Origin of the sequence: Listeria cossartiae subsp. cayugensis (assembly GCF_014229095.1) — a bacterium.
GTDB lineage: Bacteria > Bacillota > Bacilli > Lactobacillales > Listeriaceae > Listeria > Listeria cayugensis.
Genome location: NZ_JAARZC010000003.1, coordinates 422274 through 441800, shown reverse-complemented (window position 1 = coordinate 441800; position 19527 = coordinate 422274). Strand labels below are relative to the sequence as shown.

The following is a 19527-nucleotide window of genomic DNA, read 5'->3' as shown; positions in this document are numbered from 1 at the left end:
CGTTATCTTCCTTTCTTTATTTGTACTTTTTTGGTTGTGCCGATTACTTCAACTTCATATGCTGGCGTATTCGTTTGGACAGAAACAACTACCTCGTCCGCATTTTCCGTCACTTTGACAAGCCATTTTTCTGATAAATGGTCGATAATTTCTTCTGTGAAATCTCCGTCCAAGTAAATTTTAAGCAATGGTGTATCGTATTCTTCCACGGTATTTCCAACCCATGAACCTAGTTTCAACGTAGTATCTACATTACATAGCACGACTTTTCCACCACGGATGAAAACCGGGATTTCTTCTTTATCAGCTTTGCATTTACGTAAAGTTGGTCCGTTCACTTTTGTTCCATTCCAGAAATCATACCAAGTTCCTTCTGGCAAATATACTTCTCTGGAACGCACGCCGTCTTCGATTACTGGCGCGATAAGCATTGCTTCCCCGAATAAATATTGGTCATACATATCAGAAACACGCGGATCTTCTTTATAATCAAGCAGAAGCGCACGCATCATCGGCATGCCAGTTTCGACACATTTCAACGATTCATTATAAATATAAGGTAAAATGTTCATTCTTACATTCGCGAAATGGCGATAAATCGGGATAACTGAATCGTCACCAGTCCGAGAAGCAATGTTCCACGGCGTCCGATCTTGGTTGAATTCGGCTTTGCTTTCTGCATGATACTGCATAATTGGGCAGAAAGTAGCCATTTCAGCAGAACGAATAAATAGCTCGGCAGTCGGAATATCACCATTAAAGCCCGCAAAATCAAAGCTCCAAAACGGAATTCCGGAAAATCCAGCTGAAAGTCCGGCAATAAGCGATCTTCTAAACGCATCAAAAGTGGAACGCTCGTCACCAGCCCAGTGCGCCGGGAAATTTTGCGCGCCAGTATAACCCGCACGGCTAAACGTCATCCCATCATTTTGTTGCGCAAATTGATAATAAGCTTCCACGTAATCATTCGGATAAAGATTGCGCATTTCATCGCCGCGTCTGCCATCAGCAAATTGTAGATTTTCACCAAAGACGAATTCGCCGCCGTCTGTTTTAAAGCCATCGACGCCAATATCAATTAAGTATTGTCGTTTATCAAACCACCATTTTTTGCCTTCTTCGTTGGAGAAATCCATAATCAAGCTTTCTGTAAACCAGTTTTCTGGAATGCGGTACGGTGAGCCATCTGGATTTTTCACTACGTAGCCTTTTTCAATCATATAGGCTTCTTCGCGGTCTTTTAGTGGATGCTGTTGGCGATTCAAGTATTTTTGAATTGGGATTTGCCAAAGAATTAATTTCATTTTATTGTCATGGATATAGTCAACCATTCCTTTTGGATCTGGCCATCTGCCCCATGAAGGGAATCTAATTTCATCGTAGGAATATGCTTCGGATGGCGCTTTTTCATCATATTCGGCGTCATTGAACATGTAATAGGTCGCTTCATCGCTCCATTGTTCGAGCACGACAACCGTTGACGGGATTTGCAATTCTTGCGTCGTTTCCACTTCATTTCGAACGACAGATTCGCGGTCCCAGTTGTTACTAGACATCCACGGTCCAAGCGCCCAAACCGGAACCATCGCCGGTTTCCCAGTTTTCTTCATATATTTGGCAACTGCACTGCGAATATCACCCATCAATAGGCAAATATCTGTATCACAGCCGTTTATCTCAACGGTAATTGTATGCTTATCGGCTAATTGGCTCCCCAAATCAAAGCTTGTGTAGCGAGCAGTATCAACAAACACACTATAATCACGGTTCGTATGGTAAAACGGCATCGGGATATACGTTCTTGTTCCTTGGTCGCGGTACTGATTATAAACAAAGCAATCAAGCACATTCCCGCGCTGACCTAGCGCATTGTACCGTTCGCCGAAACCATAATACTCTTCTTCTTTCGGCGCATCCAAATGCAGTTTCACTTTGTTAATTGTGCCCATCTTATCGGTATACCATTGTAGTGCCGGATAAATTTTATGGGATTCTAAAACTAGTTTGTTTTTAAAATGCACTTCCAGGCGTACTGGGTTGTTGGAAATAACTATCTCTAAATCACCTTTTTTCAGTTGGCCGGATGCTTTTGTTTTTATATCGCTTGCGTTAAAGGACGGTTTCAGCCCGACTACAAGTTCATCGGATTTCACGGTGAATTCGACTGGAATAACGCTCGCTGGATTTTCTTTGAATAAAACCATCAAACCTTGCTCCGTCTCGCAAATTGCGGCTTCTTCTGACCAGTGTTTCCAGATTGGTTCGACAATGTAATCCTCTGATGTCAATGTAGTTTGATCTTTCAATGCTGCCCGAAAATAGTACGTATACTCGCCAACTTCTTCCAGCGGCGGCACGAGCGCTTCCCAAATTTGCACATCATTTTTTTCCTTTTTCTCACATAAAATCGTCCAATCTTTCTCTTTTAAAACTAGTTCCACTTGCATTGCTTCAATGTCGGAAATAACCTCGCAGGCAGCCGAAAAGTGCATTTCTGTTTCCGGATAATGTGGTGTACGTTCAGTTAGTTGCTGCTCATAACGATTTTCATGCCCAAATGGATCATGCAAAATATGCGCAGTCACTTCGCTTTCCATCGCGCGGAAAGCTTGGTTAATTGCGATGAAAATTTCGCCAAGTTCGTCGCCATCTTCCATTTTCATTGCCATATTCAAATAATATAGCGCTTTATCTTGGTCACTTTTTTCCAAGAAGTAAAGTGCCAATAACGCCGTCGCAAATGAGCTCACTTTTGGCGCGCCAGAGTAAGGCAATACGCCATCATCTTGCACTAATTGTTGTTCCATTTTACCAACAGCCGCCACCATAACAAGATCTTCGGGCGAAAAAAGTCCGAATGGAAGTACAGAAAGCAGTTGGTCAGTCGATACTTTTCGGGTGTTAAAGCCCGTAAGAACGCTATCTCCTTTGAGTAAATTATCAAAGCAATAGTCACGAATCGTTGTAATTGTTTGTTGTAATTCTGGTTTTGGAAACGTGTTTTTTACATCTAGTAATGCCGAATACACACTTGAAATTGTCGCTAAATAAATATCATTCTCCGCGGAACCCCAAACAGATTTTCCCGGGCGGTTCCAATTTTCAACTAAGAAAGCAATAACTGGTTCTACTTCCGCTCTATCATAATGATTAATTTTACTGCTGAGCCATAGCCATGAAGCTGTTTCAAGGACCGAATCCGCCTGCAAATCAGGCTTAGTTTCCGCCAAAATCGGTTTGATTTTTTCGTTTTTTCCTTCTATTAAATGCAAGTAACCCTGCATTAATTTTGTGAATTTAGACATATTCTATTTCCTTTCTTGGATATACTAAAGTGGCAGTCTAATTTGTAAAGTTACTTACAAACGTCCCTGCCACTCGTTTTACTTATTTAAATCCCATTGTTTTGTTGATGTTATCTTCACTGTTTTTCAGTGCTTTTTCTGGTGTTGATTGACCATTTAATACTTTTTCAAATTCAGAGTTTGTGTAATCACTAATTTTGTTCCAATCTTTTACAACTGGAGGTAGAACCATATATTGTAAGGATTCGAATACCGCTTCTCTATTATCTGGAGGAGTTGCATCTAAATATGGTTGCAAAATTTCTTTATTTTCTGTTGCTGGAAGTTCCCAGTTGTTATCGATTCTGATTTTGGCTGCTTCTTCGTTCGCACTCATGAAGGAAGCGAATTTGAATGCTGCTTCTTTTTTATCGGAGTCTTTCGAAACACCAATTCCATTTGCGAAGAAGTGAGTTGCTTTTTGTGTATTGCCTGCTTCTACTTGTACATCCCATTTAAATGGCGCTGCTTGGAACATATCAAACATCCAAATGCCTGTATGAAGCATTGCAATTTGGCCGTTCATGAATAAATCTTCTGGCAATTGTCCAGATAGGTCAGCCGGTGAAGGCGCCACTTTGGAGTCAGTCACTTCATTTGTTAAGTGCGTTAATGCCGCTACGTTTTCAGGGCTGTTGATTGTTGTTGCCGTTAAATCTTTGTTGAAAATTGAACCACCATTTTGCGCGGCTACTTTGTAAAATTCGTTCATTGTTACCGGTTGGGAAGTTCCCCACACTTTATTTTTAGCGTCTGTTAATTTTTTCGCTGCGGCCTCTTCATCTTTCCAAGTCCAGTCAGCTGTAGGGTAGTCAACCCCTGCTTTGTCAAAAAGATCTTTATTGTAAATTGTTACTACGTTGGAGAAACTTTCTACCATTCCGTATTGTTTGCCGTCATATTTGAACGCATCATACGCTTGTTTATTAAGTGTTGATGGGTCAAAGTCTTTGTCTTTTTCGATATAGCTTGTTAAATCTGCAAGTACACCCTTTTCCGCATATTGCATGAATGTTTCGTAGTTAAGTTCAAAAGCATCAGGAGCATCTCCGCCCGCAATTTGTGTTTGTAATTTTGTGAAGTAATCATTGAATGCAATTGTTTGAACATTTACTTTAATATCAGGGTTTTGCTTTTCGAATTCTTTTACCATTTTATCAAGTGCTTTTCCATCAGCTGGGGCAGAGAATTGATAATACGTGATTTCCGTTTTATCGCTGCTACTACTACCACCGCAAGCCGTTAGACCAAATACAGACAGTACAACTACCATTAACAATAATAAACCTTTTTTCATTTGTAACGCTCCTTTTTTGTTGGTTTTTTATTCTTTCATTCCGCTCATTGCCATTCCTTGGATGAAATATTTTTGAGCAAAAAGGTAAACTGCTAAAATCGGGATAACACTGATAAGTACTCCCGCCATCATCAAACCGTAATTCGTTCCATATCTACCTTGTAAAAGTGATAATCCTAAAGGTAAAGTTGCCATTTCTTGTGAACTTGTCACGATTAATGGCCATAAATAACTGTTCCAAGATTGCATAAAAGTTAAAATCCCAAGTGTCGCAAAAGTAGGTTTCGCTAGCGGTAAAATAACTTTTCGGAAAATAGTGAAATGGTTTGCTCCGTCCATAAACGCAGCTTCTTCTAGTTCTTTTGGAATCCCCATGAATGCTTGGCGTAATAAGAATGTACCGAAAACGCTGAATAGTGCTGGTACAATCAACCCGGCATAAGAATCTAACCAGCCAAATTGCTTCATCAGGATAAATTGTGGAATCATTGTAACCTGAGCTGGCACCATCATTGTTGCCAAGTAAAGTAAAAATAATTTATCGCGACCCCAGAAAGGGATTCTCGCAAATGCATACGCTGCCATTGAACAAAACAGCATTTGACCAAGTGTCGTTACAATTGCAACAACGACTGAGTTAATCAGAAATCGGAACATTGGGAACATTTCAAATACTTGAGTGAAGTTTGCCGTTGTTGGCTCTTTTGGTATAAACTGTGGCGGTAAAACCATGTTCGCTGCGCCTGTTTTGAATGCGGTTGATAACATCCAAACAAACGGCATAATCATGATAATTCCACCCAGCGAGATAATCGTATAGGTTAAGATATTTTTAATTAATTGCCATTTTGGTGAACCACTTTTTTCTGTTTTCATTAGTAATTGGACCACCTTTTTTGAAGTTTATTTTGAATAATTGTAATGATGAAAATAACAATAAACAATATCCAACTCATCGCGGAAGCATAGCCCATTTCGAAGTATCTAAATGCATGGTTGTAAATATTTTGGACTAAAGTCATCGTCGACCCACTTGGACCACCTTCTGTCATAATCATCACTTGGTCGAACACCTGAAATGAGTTGATAAGTGAAATTATCGTCACAAAGAATGTAGTCGGTGTAAGCAAAGGGATAGTGATGGAAAATAACTGACGAAGTTTCGATGCCCCGTCCATATTGGCTGCTTCGTAGTAGGATGGTGAAATATTTTGCAATCCACCAAGGAACAGCACCATAACGAAACCAATATCTTTCCACGCACTAGTAATAATAACTGCAATCATTGCTGTTTGTGGATCTGTTAACCAGTTTGGTCCAGCAATTCCAATTAAAGATAAGAAGTAATTGATGAGACCGTATGAAGGATTGAAGAGCCATTTCCAAACGAGTGAAACTGCTACCCATGAAGTGATCACGGGTAAGAAGTACACAGCTCGGAAAAATGGTCTTAGTTTAATTTTTTGATTCAACATCAAGGCACATGCAAGGCCAAGAATCATTACGCTTGGTAAGTAACCGATGATAAACGTGATTGTATTTCTAAATGACTTCCAAAATTCTGGGTCATTAAATAGCCTTTTGTAATTTTCAAATCCAGTAAAGTGAATCGTACTCACTAAATCCCAGTCGGTAAAACTGATACCGAGCGAGCCAAGGATTGGAATTGCAATAAAAATGAGAAAACCTAGTAAATTGGGAAGCAAGAAAATGCATAGCCAAAATAGTGTTTTCTTTCTAGTCATACCAACCATGTGAAAATAACCTCCTGAAATAATTTATGTACTTTTAACGCAGTAAAGTTTGTTCTTCTTCATAGATCGGCACCTGGAATAATTGGTGAATGACTAGTAAAGCCGCACCTTGTAACCATGCAGGATCCTCTAATGATGTTGTTGTAATTTCTGTTTCGAAGCCAGCCCCTGAAAAAAAGTTTTGTGAAGCAATTTCATCAATTTTAGTTAGGAATAAATCTCTATGGTGCAAACCTTCACCGACAATAATTACTTTTTCGGGGTTGAAGGTGTTAATGATATTTCGAATCCCGTATCCTAAATATTCACCCATTTTATCCATAAGTTCAGTTGCCATTTCGTCTCCGGCACGCGCACTTTTTGCCACATTGTCAAAATGAAAATCATTTAAATCTGATGTGGGGTAAGTGGCTTTTATTTCTTCGCCACGATTTCGGAAGTAAAATTCGGATGCGTACATTTCTAAGCAGCCTTTTTGGCCACAGTGGCATTTGTATCCGCCTGGTTGAATTGTTGTATGTCCAAATTCTCCGGCTCCACCTTGCGCACCGTAGTAAATTTGGCGATTAATAACAACTGATAAACCAAGACCAGCCCCAACTGAAACCGTCGCAAAATTATTGGATTGTTTCCCTTCGCCTAACCAAAGTTCTGCGAGTGTGTAGCAGTTTATATTTTTATCTACATACACTGGAATATCCGGGAAATGAACATTCAGCATTGCTTCTAAAGCAACATTTTCCCACCCTAGCATTGTAGAGCGGATAACGGTTCCTTTTTTACGATTTACTAGCCCTGAAATTGCAATTCCGACACCTAGCAAATGGTTCATATCTCTGTTTTCACACATTTTTTTCACGTTTTTAGCAATTAAATCGATTGCTTCTTCTGGTTTTTTCTCGGAGGAAAATGGTATGGAAGTATTTTCAATGATTTCTGCATTTAAGTCAGTCAACGCAAAAAGAAGTTGTTCCTCTTCTACTTTGACACTAACAACAAAACCATAATCTTTATTAAATCTTACTAATTTGGCACGTCTGCCTCCAGTAGATGATGTTTCGGCCCCTTCCAAAATGATGCCTTCTTGCTGCAAATCATCTAAAATATACGTCAAAGTAGACATCCCAAAATCGCATTTTTTTGCAATCTCTGTTCGTGTGATTTCTCCCTTTTCGCGGATTAAATTCAGCACGGTGTAGCGGTTTATGTCTTTAATTAAGTCTTTATTCCCTTTTCTCAAGATATCCATTTTTAGGCTCCTTCACTTCTGGATGACCACTTACTTCGTTCATTGAATTAAGTAAGTATAGTTACATTATATTGTAATCGTTTGCAATATGCAATCTTTTTTTTGAAAGTTTTTTCGTTTGTAAAAAAATGAGCCCTAACTCAACTGAATTAGGGCTCGTTTTTATTATTTTACTTTCGCACCATTTGGAAGTGCGCTGCTTGCTTCAATGACGCTTAGTTTGCCATCTTTTTCTCCAGAGAGAATCATGCCTTCGCTCATTAGTCCGCGAAGTTTCACAGGTTTTAAGTTGGAAACGACGATAACTTTTTTGCCGATTAGGTCTTCTGGTTGGTAGAATTCTGCAATACCTGAAAGTACTTGGCGCAGTTTCCCTTCACCTAAGTCTAATTGGAAACAAAGAAGTTTATCTGCTTTTTTCACTTTATCTACTTGTTTTACTTCCGCTACACGAAGATAGATTTTGTCGAAATCTTCAATACCGATTTGCGGTGTTTCAAGTGCTTCGACTTCTGCCACTTCTTCAGCTGGAGCTGGTGCAGAGCCTTTCATTTCGTCTTGAATATACGTAACTTCGACTTCTGCATCAAGTCTTGGGAAAATTGGCGTACCTTTTTTCACGACAGTTGTGCCTGCTGGAATTTCACCGTAACCATAAATGCTATCCCATTTCTTCAAGTTTTCTTCTTGTAAGCCGAGTTGTAAGAAGATTTCGCCTGGTGTTCTTGTTAGGAATGGTTGCAGTAGTACCGCGATAATGCGTAAAGTTTCTGCTAAATGTGTCATTACGCTCGCTAGTTCAGCGCGTTTATCTTCATCTTTCGCAAGAGCCCACGGAGCAGTTTCGTCGATATATTTATTTGTGCGAGAAACGAGTGACCATAGTTGATTTAATGCTACAGAAAATTGCATGTGATCCATGCTGCTCTCGTATTCTTTCACGACATTGTTTTTGAAATCGACTAAGGTTTGGTCGAATTCGGTAACATTACCTTGATAAGCTGGAATTTCACCATCAAAATATTTGTTAATCATTGCTACTGTACGATTAAGCAAGTTTCCTAAGTCATTGGCAAGGTCATAGTTTACACGGTCAACAAAATCTTCTGGCGTAAATAGACCATCTGAACCAAATGGAACTTCGCGTAGTAAGTAGTAACGAAGCGCGTCTAAACCGTAACGATCAATCAGCATATAAGGGTCTACAACGTTCCCTTTAGATTTAGACATTTTACCATCTTTCATTAGAATCCAGCCGTGGCCGAATACCATTTTTGGAAGTGGTAAGTCTAGTGCCATCAGCATAATTGGCCAATAAATTGTGTGGAAACGAACGATTTCTTTCCCAACGATTTGTACATCAGCAGGCCAGTATTTTTGGAATTTCGTATCATTGTCCGTATTATATCCAAGCGCAGTAATATAGTTAGAAAGCGCATCAATCCATACATAAACAACGTGTTTTGGATTACCAGGAACTTTAATACCCCAATCAAAAGTCGTTCTTGATACGGCTAAATCCTCCAAACCAGGTTTAATGAAATTATTAATCATTTCATTTTTTCTAGATTCAGGAAGGATAAATTCTGGATGGGAATTATAATATTCTACTAAACGGTCCGCATATTTGCTCATACGGAAAAAGTAGGATTCTTCTTTAACAAGTTCGACTTCATTGCCGCTTGGGGCTTTCCCGCCGATTACTTTACCATTTTCATCTTTATATACTTCTTCTAACTGTGTTTCTGTAAAGTATTCTTCGTCAGAAACAGAGTACCAACCTTCGTATTCACCTAAGTAAATGTCGCCTTGCTCTAAGAGTTGTTCAAAGATTTTTTCAACCGATGTTTTATGACGGTCTTGTGTTGTACGAATAAAATCCGTATTAGAAATTTCTAGTTTTTTCCAAAGTTCTTGGAAGCCTTCTGCGATTTCATCTACGTATTCTTGTTCAGAAATTCCGCGTTCTTTCGCTTTCGCTTGGATTTTTTGGCCGTGCTCATCTGTTCCAGTTAAGTAAAACACATCATATCCTTTTAAGCGTTTATAACGAGCCATCGCGTCCCCCGCAACAGTCGTATAAGCATGTCCGATATGCGCTTTTCCGCTTGGATAATAGATTGGTGTTGTAATATAAAACGTATTTTTCTCTTCAGGCAACACAATTCCCTCCTTAAAAATAAAACAATTAGTATTATTATATCATTTTTCGCGCTAAACGAAATAATTAATTAAGCGCCTTTTGCAACGCCGATTAAAATCCCGCCGAGAACGACTAAAACTACGCCCACGATAACATAAAGCATTTCTTTTTGTGTCTTCTTTTCTTTTAAAAGTACGATGCCGCCGATTGTTGAAATAACGACTCCTAATTGCGAAAGCGAAAAGCCGGTCGCAACACCAACAAGCTGATTAGCATGAACCATTGCAACGTTGCCCGCCGCCCAAATCATTCCTGGTATAATGAGCAACAATGTGCGTTTATTGAAACGTTTTTCCACGCCACCACTATGCGTCATAATTAACGCACTCAGAACCATCCCAACTGCTTGAGGTAAAATCGCATTAATCCCGTCAATTTTAAATCCTTGAATAAGAACAACCAAACCAACGTAGCCTAAAGACGAAATAACCAAGGTAATCAAGCCTTGTTTCAGTGCATTAGTGCCATCTTCTTCTTTTTCGGCATACGATGTTAGGAAAATTCCACCAACAATTAGTGCAAGCGCAATAAATCCAAGAATAATTCGAAGCGTCGTATCCCACTCATGAAATAAAATAACCCCACAAAGCGTCGTTCCAACTAATTGCATCCCAGTCGAAATTGGCATCGCTTTTGAAACCCCGATGATTTTAAAAGCACGCAGTTGAAACATCTGCCCGACACTCCATAAACAACCTGTAATGAAACTAACGCTCACTGTTTTCAGCGTATAAACTGGATCTGTAAAGAAGAAAACGATTACCGCAAAAGTGAGTGCCCCTAGTGTCATTCCCATCGTTTGTTGCCTTGTTGAACCGCCAAATTTGGTAATAATTAGCGGAACTGTCCCCCAAAGTAATGCAGGAATCAGCGCAATCATAATGTTCAAATCGTTTTCCTCCTTATTTATCCTTTAATTTAGTTTTCAATTACTTCATTATAGCGGAAATAGCTGGAAGATGGTAGGGGGTTTTGGCGTGAAAAGCACTTATATTACGCTAATTGTAAAAACATTCCTATTAAAGCGTCTTTTTATGATTCTCATTAGCCACATTTTAGACAAAACATCCCAAATCAACATACTAGAATTAAACTAACGAACAAAACGGAAGTGCTACACTTAAATTGTAGTAAATTCCAATTGAAGGAAAGAGGTTTTAAAAAAATGTTTACCAAGAAAAAAACCATTGCCAGCATTATTATTTTAAGCTCTCTCGCTGGTCAAATAGCACTTACACCTATTTCGGCGCTTGCCGATACCCAAGATACTTCACTCGTACAAAGCATAAGTGAGAACGTAAACACTCCCTATAAATACACATCCACGCTTACATTTCCTGTTTTAACAAACCAAACCCAAGAAGATTACAAACTAGAAATAAAATTAGCACTACCAACTGGCATGAATTATACAGATTTACAAGTTTCCGTGGGCGGTGAAGATATTACCAACCAAGTAGGCACAACTAGTTTTGACAGCTCCACTAACACCGTTACTTTTAAATTCGATAAAGTTACTAGTTGGGACAATTTATCCAAAGCAAAAGTGAAGTTCGATTGGAAAACGACTTATTCAGGTGAAGGCGGCGAAGCAAATATCGATTCCTTGCTCGCGACCGCAACTGCTACAAGTGAAGACAAAGCCGGGAATAAATCAACCTCGAATGGCACTTTAAAACCAAAAGATATCAATGCACCTGTTGTCAAAACTGATAAAACAGACATCACTTACACCCCCGAAAGTAGCGTTACTGAAGAACAATTTTTAACGGATATTAATGCTAGCGTTACTGATAATTACGACTCCACTGCTAGTCTTACAAGCAATTTTACTTCCTCTGTTAATTTAGCAGTCAGTGGGGATTATTCCGTCGATGTGCAAGCCACTGATAAGGCTGGCAATGTCTCCAATACAGTAAATGTGACGGTTCATATCGCTAATCCCGCACCTGCAGCCGGGGCTAATGTAACCGTGAATTATCTTGATAGTGATGGGAACAAAATCGCAGCATCGGACACATTAACCGGAACTATTAATAGTAATTACCAAGCAATGAGCAAAAAAATCACCGGTTATACGCTAGAAACTACACCCGAAAACGCAACTGGTACTTTCACTGATACAACACAAACAGTTGATTATATTTATAAAAAAGACATCGTTACACCAACACCTATCACTGTTAATCCAGTGGTAAATGAACCAAGTACCGTAAAACCAGCTACTAATAAAGTTACTACTAATCCTTCCACCGAAAAAACAACTTATAGCGCTTTACCAAAAACTGGCGATACTGACCAAAACACATCATCCACTATTTTCGGAGCACTGCTCATTTTAATCAGCGCACCATTACTGTTATTTAAAAAGAAATAAAAAAAATCACCCCGTAAAATTTTTTACGGGGTGATTTTTTTGCTTAATGTTTTCTTCTAACTTTAGAAACGGTTAATCCAGCTATCAACAGAACTCCCATGAAAACAAAGATTAAACTAGCGCTATCTCCTGTTTTTGGAAGGTTGATTGGCATTTGGTTCGCCACTACTTTGCTAGATACTTTTTTAGTTGGAGCAACGGAATTATTTTCGGCTTTTGGTGTCACTGGTGTAACACTGTTTCCTGCTTGCACTGGATCAGTTGAGCTAATGCTAACTGCCATGTACACATACTGAACCGTTTGCCCATTTTCTTCAAAAACCCCACTTGCATTGGTCGGGCTTTCTACCAGTGTGTATCCTGGAATTTCTTTAGCGATTGTTTCATATGCCACGCCTAATTCACCAGTAAGCGTATTACTTTCGGCGATTTCCTTGTTCTCGCTATCGATATATTTAACGGTTACTTCTCCTTTTTGAGGTTCGGGGATTTTCACAGTAATTGTCACTGTTTCCGAACGATTGCCAGAAGCGTCTTCCGTATAAATAGTTACTTTGTAGCTACCCGGTTTGGACGTTTTTACAGCAGAAAAATCTAACTGTAAACTCACATCTTCATCGTAGTTATCTGTTGCGGTTATCCCAGCTTGTTCAATGATTTGTTCAGCTGTTAGTTCGCTATCTTTTGCTACGGTTATTTCAGGATTAACGACATGAATAACTGGTTTTTCTGTATCGACAATTTTAACAGTGACTTTCACCGGGTCAGCTGATTCGCCACTTTTGCTTTTCGCAGTTATTGTTGCTTCGTAAGTTCCTAGTTTCGTTGTGTCGACTTCGGTTAAGTCCACTTCCATCTTGATTGCTTCATCGTATGGATCTGTAACGACCGCGCCCGATTTAGCAAGAAGCGCCTCACTTGTTAGTTCTGTCCCCACTTCAAAGTTAACCTCATTAGAAGCAACTGTTACTTGTGGTTTTTGAATGTCACTAATATGCACAACGACTGTTACAGGAATTGCCTTTATATTAAAGTCATTTTTAGCTTGGAGCGTCACCGTGTAGTTGCCAGGTGTGTTAAAATCGACTACTTCACTGTAATCACTAGTAATTTGACCATTTTCAGAAGCAGATGCATGAATATCTCGTAAAAAGGTTGCTTCGTCTTTTGGATTGATTGGTTCGTACGAAATACTTTTATCGGCTGTAATAACCGGTAAAGCTTTCACTTCAATTGGTTGTGTCACGGTTCCTGTGAATTTCCCAACAACTGTCGGGCTATTGATATCTTCATCAAATGTATAGGAAACCTTCGATAAACCTGTCAAATTTTCGCTTGTCCATGTAATGTTTGGATTTACGTAAGTTCCGTTATTTGAAATTGTTTTTAGCGCTGTAATTTGACCCGCTAAGTTTTCAATAGGATTTTGGATGGTGAAATCCCCTGCTGCAATTGTTTTTGGCAGGACCAACGTTTGTTTATCCGCGTTTAGCTTGGCAAGATTTGGTACGTTAACAAGTTTATTCGAATCTAGCTTACCAATATTATTACTTCTCACATTAATAGAAGTCAGTTTTGTAAAATCGGTCAGTTGTGGCAGCTCAGTAAGTTCATTACTACTCAGATCCATACCCGTAACTCCAGGTAGGTTTTCTAAATGCAAATCATCACTCGTTAAATAGTTCCCGCTAATATCTACTCGTTGGATTTTTGGCAAATTGACTAAGTTTACGCTTTCTAATTCACCCCAGTCAATACTAACGCTGCCGATATTTCTACCAATAGCATTTAATTGCGGCAGATTTTTCAGCGATAACTTTTGGAGTTCTAGTTCATCCGCTGAAAGGGTCACTAGTTTGGGCTGATTTTCGACGTCTAATTCTTTGATAGAATTATAGAATATATCTAACGTTTCTAATTCTGGCATCGTTTTGACCATGCTAAATGTGCCTGAAAGCTTATTATTGTTTGCGCTAATAGATTTTAGCGTAGAGCTATCGAACAATGGATCTATGCTTGTCAGTTCGTTGTAATTCACATTAATACTTTCTAGCGCCGTTAAGCGTTCTATCCCCGCTAAACTGGTAATGCCTTGGTTGTTTGCTACTAAATTAGTTACACTTTGTAATTCAGCATCTGTTACTTCCACATTAATATCTTCGTTTCCGCTGATAGTTTTGGCGATTACTTTGGCTAGATTAGCATCTGGGAATATGTCTGCATACGTATTTCCATTTTCAGAAGTTGATTTCAAATTGTTTTTTAGTATATTTTTCTTGGCTGTAGGGTTGGGTGATGGGTTTGAGGTATCTTCACTAGCTGATTGTGCGTTTGAATCAGTAGTTGTCTGTGGATTATTTGTTAAATCTTTATCGTCATTTACTGCTTCCTTAGTGATGAGGTCCGCAGTTGTTGTATCTGCATCAGCATACAAACTTGGACTAACTAGGCTAAAACACAAAGCAAGAGAAACAACAACAGGTAGTTTTCTCATTTTTTGCTTCCTCCAGGTTGTCATTAATATTATCTAATAATATATATCATAACAGATATATTATTCTCGGAGGTCTGATTTTAGTATCTCCATTCTTTCGAAAAAGCTTCATTTGTGTCTTTTCGGTGAACAAACGGCATTTTTTTAATCAAAACCCTTCAAAAGAGTCTTAATTCGGTACAAAAAGCTAGTTTTTTCTAGTCTCCACATAAAAAAACTAAGTATGTCACTCCTCAAAAGAGGTAGTTTCATACTTAGTTTATTGTGAGAATTAAAGTACTTCAAGCGGTGGTAAGAACACTTTTCCTTCTTGTACTTCTTGTTTTGGAACATATAACCGGAAGTTTAAGGAGAATTCTTGTCCAGCCTTGCTCGGTAACCAATTTCCTGGATCTACATCAGCTGGTTTTTCGGCCGCAATATAAAGCGTTAAGCTGCCGTCTTCGCTTCGTTTTGGACCTGTGTAATCATTGATGCAGAATTTATTTAGTTTGTTCGGAATTACGTGATAATCCGGAACGCTGTATAGTGTCACGGACCAAAATGCATCTGCCATTTCTGATGGAAGTTCATCTGCTGGGAAATGGATTTTGTATACTTTATCTCCAGTTAATTGGCCGCCATCAGTTCCTTTTTGACCGATGAAATATAGTGATTCTTGGATTGTATTCGCCCAAATACCACCATAATTAATGATTGCACGTGATAGAATATCATTTCCGAATGCGCCGACCACGTATGTAATCGACCAACCACCTTTTTGTGTACCAAAGCCTCTTGCACCGTTAGTAAAATATGGAATGGCTTCTTTCTTAATTAATTCTCTTACTTCATTTTTTTGTTCCTCGCCAAGCTCTATATAGGCTGCCACTTTTCTTGCTTTATCTTGGAATTCTGCGGCTTTTGGCATTTTATCAGGATATGTTGCTAATAATGCTTCTAAATTGGAATAAATTTCTTCTAATAAAAATTCTGCGTTAGTAAAATGCGGAATTTCAAGTGGTTCTTTGATTTTTATATTGTCTGGTGCGTCGAATTTGAATGCTTTTTGAAGTTTTACTGCGCCTTCTGGATCATCCTTTTGTTCTACGCGAAGGAGTAATTTTACTTTTTCTGATGGTAATTCAACTTTTACAGCGTCACTTGGCACGGAAGGATTGGTTCCTTTTTTAACGAAAGCAAATTTTCCATGTGGATGATCTGGGTAATTGCGCTCGTTGATATTATTTACAACTTCGCCCCAGCCATCTAAAAGTTGAACTGTGTAGTACCGATTTTTTATTTCCGGTACTTCTAAAATAACTGCATTTTCATCATCTACTGCGACCCAAGCTTCTGAATAAACTACGTCAAAATTCGGATTTACAAAGTTTGCATCTGCTGGTGAGACTGAGTTATGCTTCAGTGTGTTATAAGGAATTTTATCTTCTTTCGTATCAAAATTTTCTTGACGTAAAACGAGATATCGCGACAATAAATAGACATAGGATTCTTTGACCAGATCAGCATTTACTTCTAATTTCGCATTCATTATTAACATTACCACCTTTAATTTAGATTATTTCAAGTATATCATGGAGCATATATCAAATCGAAAGTCCCGTTTTAGCTTTTGGCTATTCCAATCATCGTTCCACCGATAATTACTAAAACTACTCCGATAATGACCAAAATCAATTCTTTCTTCGTTTTCTTCTCTCCAAGGAACAGAATCCCACCAATTGTCGAAATTACGACACCCATTTGTGAGAGTGAGAAACCGGTAGCAATTCCGACTAATTTGTTGGAGAATAACAAGGCCAAGTTCCCTGTTGCCCACATAACACCAGGAATCATATTCAACCATGTTTGCTTCGTGAAACGCTTCTCTTCAGATTTAATCGAGAATAGTAATCCTGCGACAACCATCCCAATTGCTTGTGGCAAAATCGCGTCCCATCCACTAATATCAAACCAACGTGTAATGACAACATAACCTACGTACCCCACAGATGAAATAAGTAAAGTGATAATTCCTTTTTTCATATTTTGACCGGAATTTTCGTCCTTATGTTGTTGATAACTTGTTAAAAATATCCCGACAATGATAAGTGCTAATGCGGAAAATCCTAATACTAGCTTGGATGTTGTACCCCATTCGTGAAAGGCGAATACACCAAAAAGTGATGTACCAACTAACTGCATCCCAGTCGAAAGTGGCATTGTTTTTGAAACACCAACTTGCGTAAAGGCCCGAAACTGGTTCATTTGCCCTAAGCTCCAAAATGCCCCTGAGACAAAACTAGCAATAATTATCGTTGCAGTATATTCTGGATTTGTAAAAATAAAAACACCAATTGCAAAAGCTAGTGCTCCGAATGTTGTACCAATGATTTGTTGCCTCGGTTTGCCACCGATTTTCGAAACAACTAACGGCATAATCCCCCACATCACTGCCGGAATTAATGCTATAACTATATTCATTTCTTATCCCCCTAATTCGTCTACTTATGCTCTATACCCTTTTCACTATGAAATCATTCCTATTCCTTTAATTTTCTGTTAAAATAAATAAAAATTATCAAGAAGGTGAGAAAATGAAATCGACTGGAATGGTAAGAAAAATTGACGAACTTGGTCGCGTGGTTATCCCGATTGAAATTAGACGGACCATGAATTTAAATGTCAAAGATCCGTTAGAAATTTTTACAGATGAAGATGCGATTGTGTTGAAAAAATATTCTGCTGGTTTGGTATGTGATGTCACCGGAGAATTTTCTGTTGATAATAAAAAATTCGTGGATGGCAAATTGACGCTTAGTAAAGAAGGCGCCGCTGAGTTAATGGAAGAAATCCAACGCCGATTTGGTGATACGTTATAAAAAAACATACGCGAAGTCCTCGTTTAAGACTTCGCGCATGTTTTTATTTTATTTCATGATAGGCGGAATACACTTCTCGTTTCGGTAAATTTCTCGCTTTCATCACTGTTTTAATCGCTTCTTTGGAACTGATGTTTTCTTGTTCCATAACGGTACTCACGTGTGTTTTAATATCAAGCTCTTGCCACCACAATTGCTCTTCTGCAAGAGGTGGATTAGCATTCCCTTCAATAATCAAGCAAAATTCCCCGCGTACTTCTTCATCCGTCGCCCAGTTCAGTGCATCTTCTACCGTTCCTCGCAAAAATTCTTCAAATCGTTTTGTAAGTTCGCGGCATAGGACAATTTTCCGGTCATTTCCAGTACTTTTAATGATTGCTTTTAGCGTTTCTTTCAAACGATGTGGCGATTCATACAAAATCCAAGTTTCTTCGCGAGCGGCTAGTTTTTCGACCGCTTGGCTACGCTCTTTATTTTGACGTGGCAGGAAACCGTAGAAGTAAAATGGCTGCGGCGCGAGACCTGACGCAATCAATGCAGTTAAAGCAGCATTCGCTCCGGGTAATGGAATAACTGGAATTTCGGCGTTTAGCGCATTTTGGACAAGTTCGTACCCCGGGTCAGAAATAGAAGGCATCCCGGCGTCGCTAACAAGCGCAACCACTTCCCCGTCTAACATTCGCTGGATAATATTATCTTCTTTATTTTCCTTCGTAAACTGATGATAACTCGTCATTCGGGTCGTAATTTCAAAATGATTTAAAAGTTTCACCGTGTTTCGCGTGTCTTCTGCTGCAATAATATCTGCTTCTTTCAGCATCCGAATTGCCCGGAAAGTCATATCTTCTAAATTCCCAATTGGCGTCGGCACTAAATACAATGCTCCTTGGCTCGCTCCGCTAAAGCTTTTTTGACTTTTTATCATTCGGATTCCTCCTCCCGTTGTTCGATTAAATAGGCGTCTTTATTTTTACGTGATAATTTTTTGAATGCTGCTTCTGCCTTTGTGGCTTCACTTCTTGTTTCAAATTTTTCAAAATGGATGACTTTTACCGGGCGGCGAGTTTTTGTATATTTGCACCTAATCCCCGCATTGTGCTCTGCTTCTCGGCGCACTACATCGGTCGTATAACCGCCATAATACGAATTATCATTACATTTTAGCACATAAAAGAAATGCTCACTCGCTTTCGCCATATAAAATCTCCTTAATCACTGGTGTATATTCGCCCTGCTCGTCATATACGATAACAGGCGGAACATATTTCACACCAGGTTTTCCGTCTTTAATTCCTTCAACAAGTACCGTGTTCGCTTCCCGGTCTAGTCGCGGATGGACAAATTGAATGCGTTTTGGCTCTAGGCGATATTTTCGCATTAAATCGATGATATCTAACAATCGTTCCGGACGATGGACAAAATTGGCTTTTCCGCCTTGTTTTAAAAGACTGGCCGCCACGCGAATCGTATCTTCTAACGTGCACATTACTTCATGACGAGCAATCCGAAAATGTTCATTGGTATTTTTCAAACTGGTATTTGGTGTTGCGAAATACGGCGGATTACAAGTAACGATATCTGCGCGCTCTTTTGGAATGAGGTCTGTAATATTTTTCAAATCGTATTCGATCATTTCAATTTGCTCTTCCAAATGATTATACGCAATACTTCTTTTTGCCATATCTGCCAGGCGTCCCTGGATTTCAACGCCAACTATTTTCGCTTCCGTTCGTGTGCTAAGTAGTAAAGGAATAATCCCATTCCCGCTGCACAAATCAATTATCTTCCCTTTCCGAATGGGTAAATAGCTGAATTTCGCAAGGAGAACCGCATCTATCGAAAATGAAAATACGGATGGGCTTTGAATAATCCGCAAATTTTCCGCTAGTAAGTAATCTAGTCGTTCATCGCCTATTAATTTGAGTTTTTCCAAATGATTCACCTTTTC

General features: G+C 39.0%; 15 protein-coding genes. 2 read left to right on the top strand and 13 right to left on the bottom strand.

Annotated elements, in window-relative coordinates:
- Positions 1-2 precede the first annotated feature (2 nt).
- The 7 genes from HCB49_RS11935 to HCB49_RS11905 form a co-directional block, all read right to left on the bottom strand.
- Positions 3-3305, bottom strand: a complete 3303-nt coding sequence (locus tag HCB49_RS11935; RefSeq protein ID WP_260479528.1) for a glycoside hydrolase family 31 protein — start codon at positions 3303-3305, stop codon at positions 3-5.
- Between the two features lie 82 nt (positions 3306-3387).
- Entirely contained in the window at positions 3388-4641 is a 1254-nt protein-coding gene (locus HCB49_RS11930; RefSeq protein WP_185605067.1) for an ABC transporter substrate-binding protein, read from the bottom strand.
- A 27-nt stretch (positions 4642-4668) separates the two neighbouring features.
- Complete coding sequence (locus HCB49_RS11925; protein WP_185391635.1) at positions 4669-5517, bottom strand: carbohydrate ABC transporter permease; 849 nt, start codon at positions 5515-5517, stop codon at positions 4669-4671.
- Complete coding sequence (locus HCB49_RS11920; RefSeq protein WP_185502697.1) at positions 5517-6395, bottom strand: carbohydrate ABC transporter permease; 879 nt, start codon at positions 6393-6395, stop codon at positions 5517-5519. Before HCB49_RS11920 ends, HCB49_RS11925 begins: the two co-directional genes overlap by 1 nt.
- A 34-nt stretch (positions 6396-6429) precedes the next feature.
- Positions 6430-7644 (bottom strand): ROK family transcriptional regulator, encoded by a 1215-nt coding sequence (locus HCB49_RS11915; RefSeq protein WP_185605066.1) that lies wholly within the window; start codon positions 7642-7644, stop codon positions 6430-6432.
- Between the two features lie 165 nt (positions 7645-7809).
- Positions 7810-9810, bottom strand: coding sequence for a methionine--tRNA ligase (gene metG / locus HCB49_RS11910; protein WP_312026197.1), 2001 nt, complete (start codon positions 9808-9810; stop codon positions 7810-7812).
- 65 nt (positions 9811-9875) lie between these two features.
- Positions 9876-10736, bottom strand: a complete 861-nt coding sequence (locus tag HCB49_RS11905; RefSeq protein ID WP_185605064.1) for a GRP family sugar transporter — start codon at positions 10734-10736, stop codon at positions 9876-9878.
- Between the two features lie 276 nt (positions 10737-11012).
- On the opposite strand from HCB49_RS11905, the gene HCB49_RS11900 reads away from it, so the two are divergent.
- On the top strand, positions 11013-12224 hold the full coding sequence (locus HCB49_RS11900) for a MucBP domain-containing protein (RefSeq protein ID WP_185605063.1): 1212 nt from the start codon (positions 11013-11015) through the stop codon (positions 12222-12224).
- 43 nt (positions 12225-12267) lie between these two features.
- On the opposite strand, the gene HCB49_RS11895 is transcribed toward HCB49_RS11900, so the two are convergent.
- The 3 genes from HCB49_RS11895 to HCB49_RS11885 form a co-directional block, all read right to left on the bottom strand.
- Entirely contained in the window at positions 12268-14718 is a 2451-nt protein-coding gene (locus tag HCB49_RS11895; RefSeq protein WP_185605062.1) for a LapB repeat-containing protein, read from the bottom strand.
- Between the two features lie 271 nt (positions 14719-14989).
- A complete protein-coding gene (locus tag HCB49_RS11890; protein WP_185605061.1) occupies positions 14990-16258 on the bottom strand; it encodes a DUF1214 domain-containing protein in 1269 nt (422 codons plus the stop codon).
- A gap of 65 nt (positions 16259-16323) precedes the next feature.
- Entirely contained in the window at positions 16324-17181 is an 858-nt protein-coding gene (locus HCB49_RS11885; RefSeq protein ID WP_185605060.1) for a GRP family sugar transporter, read from the bottom strand.
- Positions 17182-17294: 113 nt separating this feature from the next.
- Here HCB49_RS11885 and HCB49_RS11880 point away from each other — a divergent pair, with 113 nt between their 5' ends.
- Entirely contained in the window at positions 17295-17579 is a 285-nt protein-coding gene (locus tag HCB49_RS11880) for an AbrB/MazE/SpoVT family DNA-binding domain-containing protein (RefSeq protein WP_185605059.1), read from the top strand.
- Positions 17580-17622: 43 nt separating this feature from the next.
- Here HCB49_RS11880 and rsmI read toward each other — a convergent pair whose 3' ends face one another.
- From rsmI to HCB49_RS11865, 3 genes are read right to left on the bottom strand one after another with little or no spacing between them, the layout of a single operon-like run.
- Complete coding sequence (gene rsmI, locus HCB49_RS11875; RefSeq protein WP_185605058.1) at positions 17623-18504, bottom strand: 16S rRNA (cytidine(1402)-2'-O)-methyltransferase; 882 nt, start codon at positions 18502-18504, stop codon at positions 17623-17625.
- Complete coding sequence (locus HCB49_RS11870; RefSeq protein ID WP_070294334.1) at positions 18501-18776, bottom strand: GIY-YIG nuclease family protein; 276 nt, start codon at positions 18774-18776, stop codon at positions 18501-18503. Before HCB49_RS11870 ends, rsmI begins: the two co-directional genes overlap by 4 nt.
- The gene (locus HCB49_RS11865) at positions 18760-19512 is read right to left on the bottom strand and encodes a tRNA1(Val) (adenine(37)-N6)-methyltransferase (protein ID WP_070294336.1); all 753 of its coding nucleotides are present in this window, start codon (positions 19510-19512) and stop codon (positions 18760-18762) included. Before HCB49_RS11865 ends, HCB49_RS11870 begins: the two co-directional genes overlap by 17 nt.
- Positions 19513-19527 lie beyond the last annotated feature (15 nt).

Coding starts and splice junctions, on each gene's coding strand:
- HCB49_RS11935 (WP_260479528.1), bottom strand. CDS start 3,305: ATGTCTAAATTCACAAAATTAATGCAGGGTTACTTGCATTTAATAGAA.
- HCB49_RS11930 (WP_185605067.1), bottom strand. CDS start 4,641: ATGAAAAAAGGTTTATTATTGTTAATGGTAGTTGTACTGTCTGTATTT.
- HCB49_RS11925 (WP_185391635.1), bottom strand. CDS start 5,517: ATGAAAACAGAAAAAAGTGGTTCACCAAAATGGCAATTAATTAAAAAT.
- HCB49_RS11920 (WP_185502697.1), bottom strand. CDS start 6,395: ATGGTTGGTATGACTAGAAAGAAAACACTATTTTGGCTATGCATTTTC.
- HCB49_RS11915 (WP_185605066.1), bottom strand. CDS start 7,644: ATGGATATCTTGAGAAAAGGGAATAAAGACTTAATTAAAGACATAAAC.
- HCB49_RS11900 (WP_185605063.1), top strand. CDS start 11,013: ATGTTTACCAAGAAAAAAACCATTGCCAGCATTATTATTTTAAGCTCT.
- HCB49_RS11895 (WP_185605062.1), bottom strand. CDS start 14,718: ATGAGAAAACTACCTGTTGTTGTTTCTCTTGCTTTGTGTTTTAGCCTA.
- HCB49_RS11890 (WP_185605061.1), bottom strand. CDS start 16,258: ATGTTAATAATGAATGCGAAATTAGAAGTAAATGCTGATCTGGTCAAA.
- HCB49_RS11885 (WP_185605060.1), bottom strand. CDS start 17,181: ATGAATATAGTTATAGCATTAATTCCGGCAGTGATGTGGGGGATTATG.
- HCB49_RS11880 (WP_185605059.1), top strand. CDS start 17,295: ATGAAATCGACTGGAATGGTAAGAAAAATTGACGAACTTGGTCGCGTG.
- rsmI (WP_185605058.1), bottom strand. CDS start 18,504: ATGATAAAAAGTCAAAAAAGCTTTAGCGGAGCGAGCCAAGGAGCATTG.
- HCB49_RS11870 (WP_070294334.1), bottom strand. CDS start 18,776: ATGGCGAAAGCGAGTGAGCATTTCTTTTATGTGCTAAAATGTAATGAT.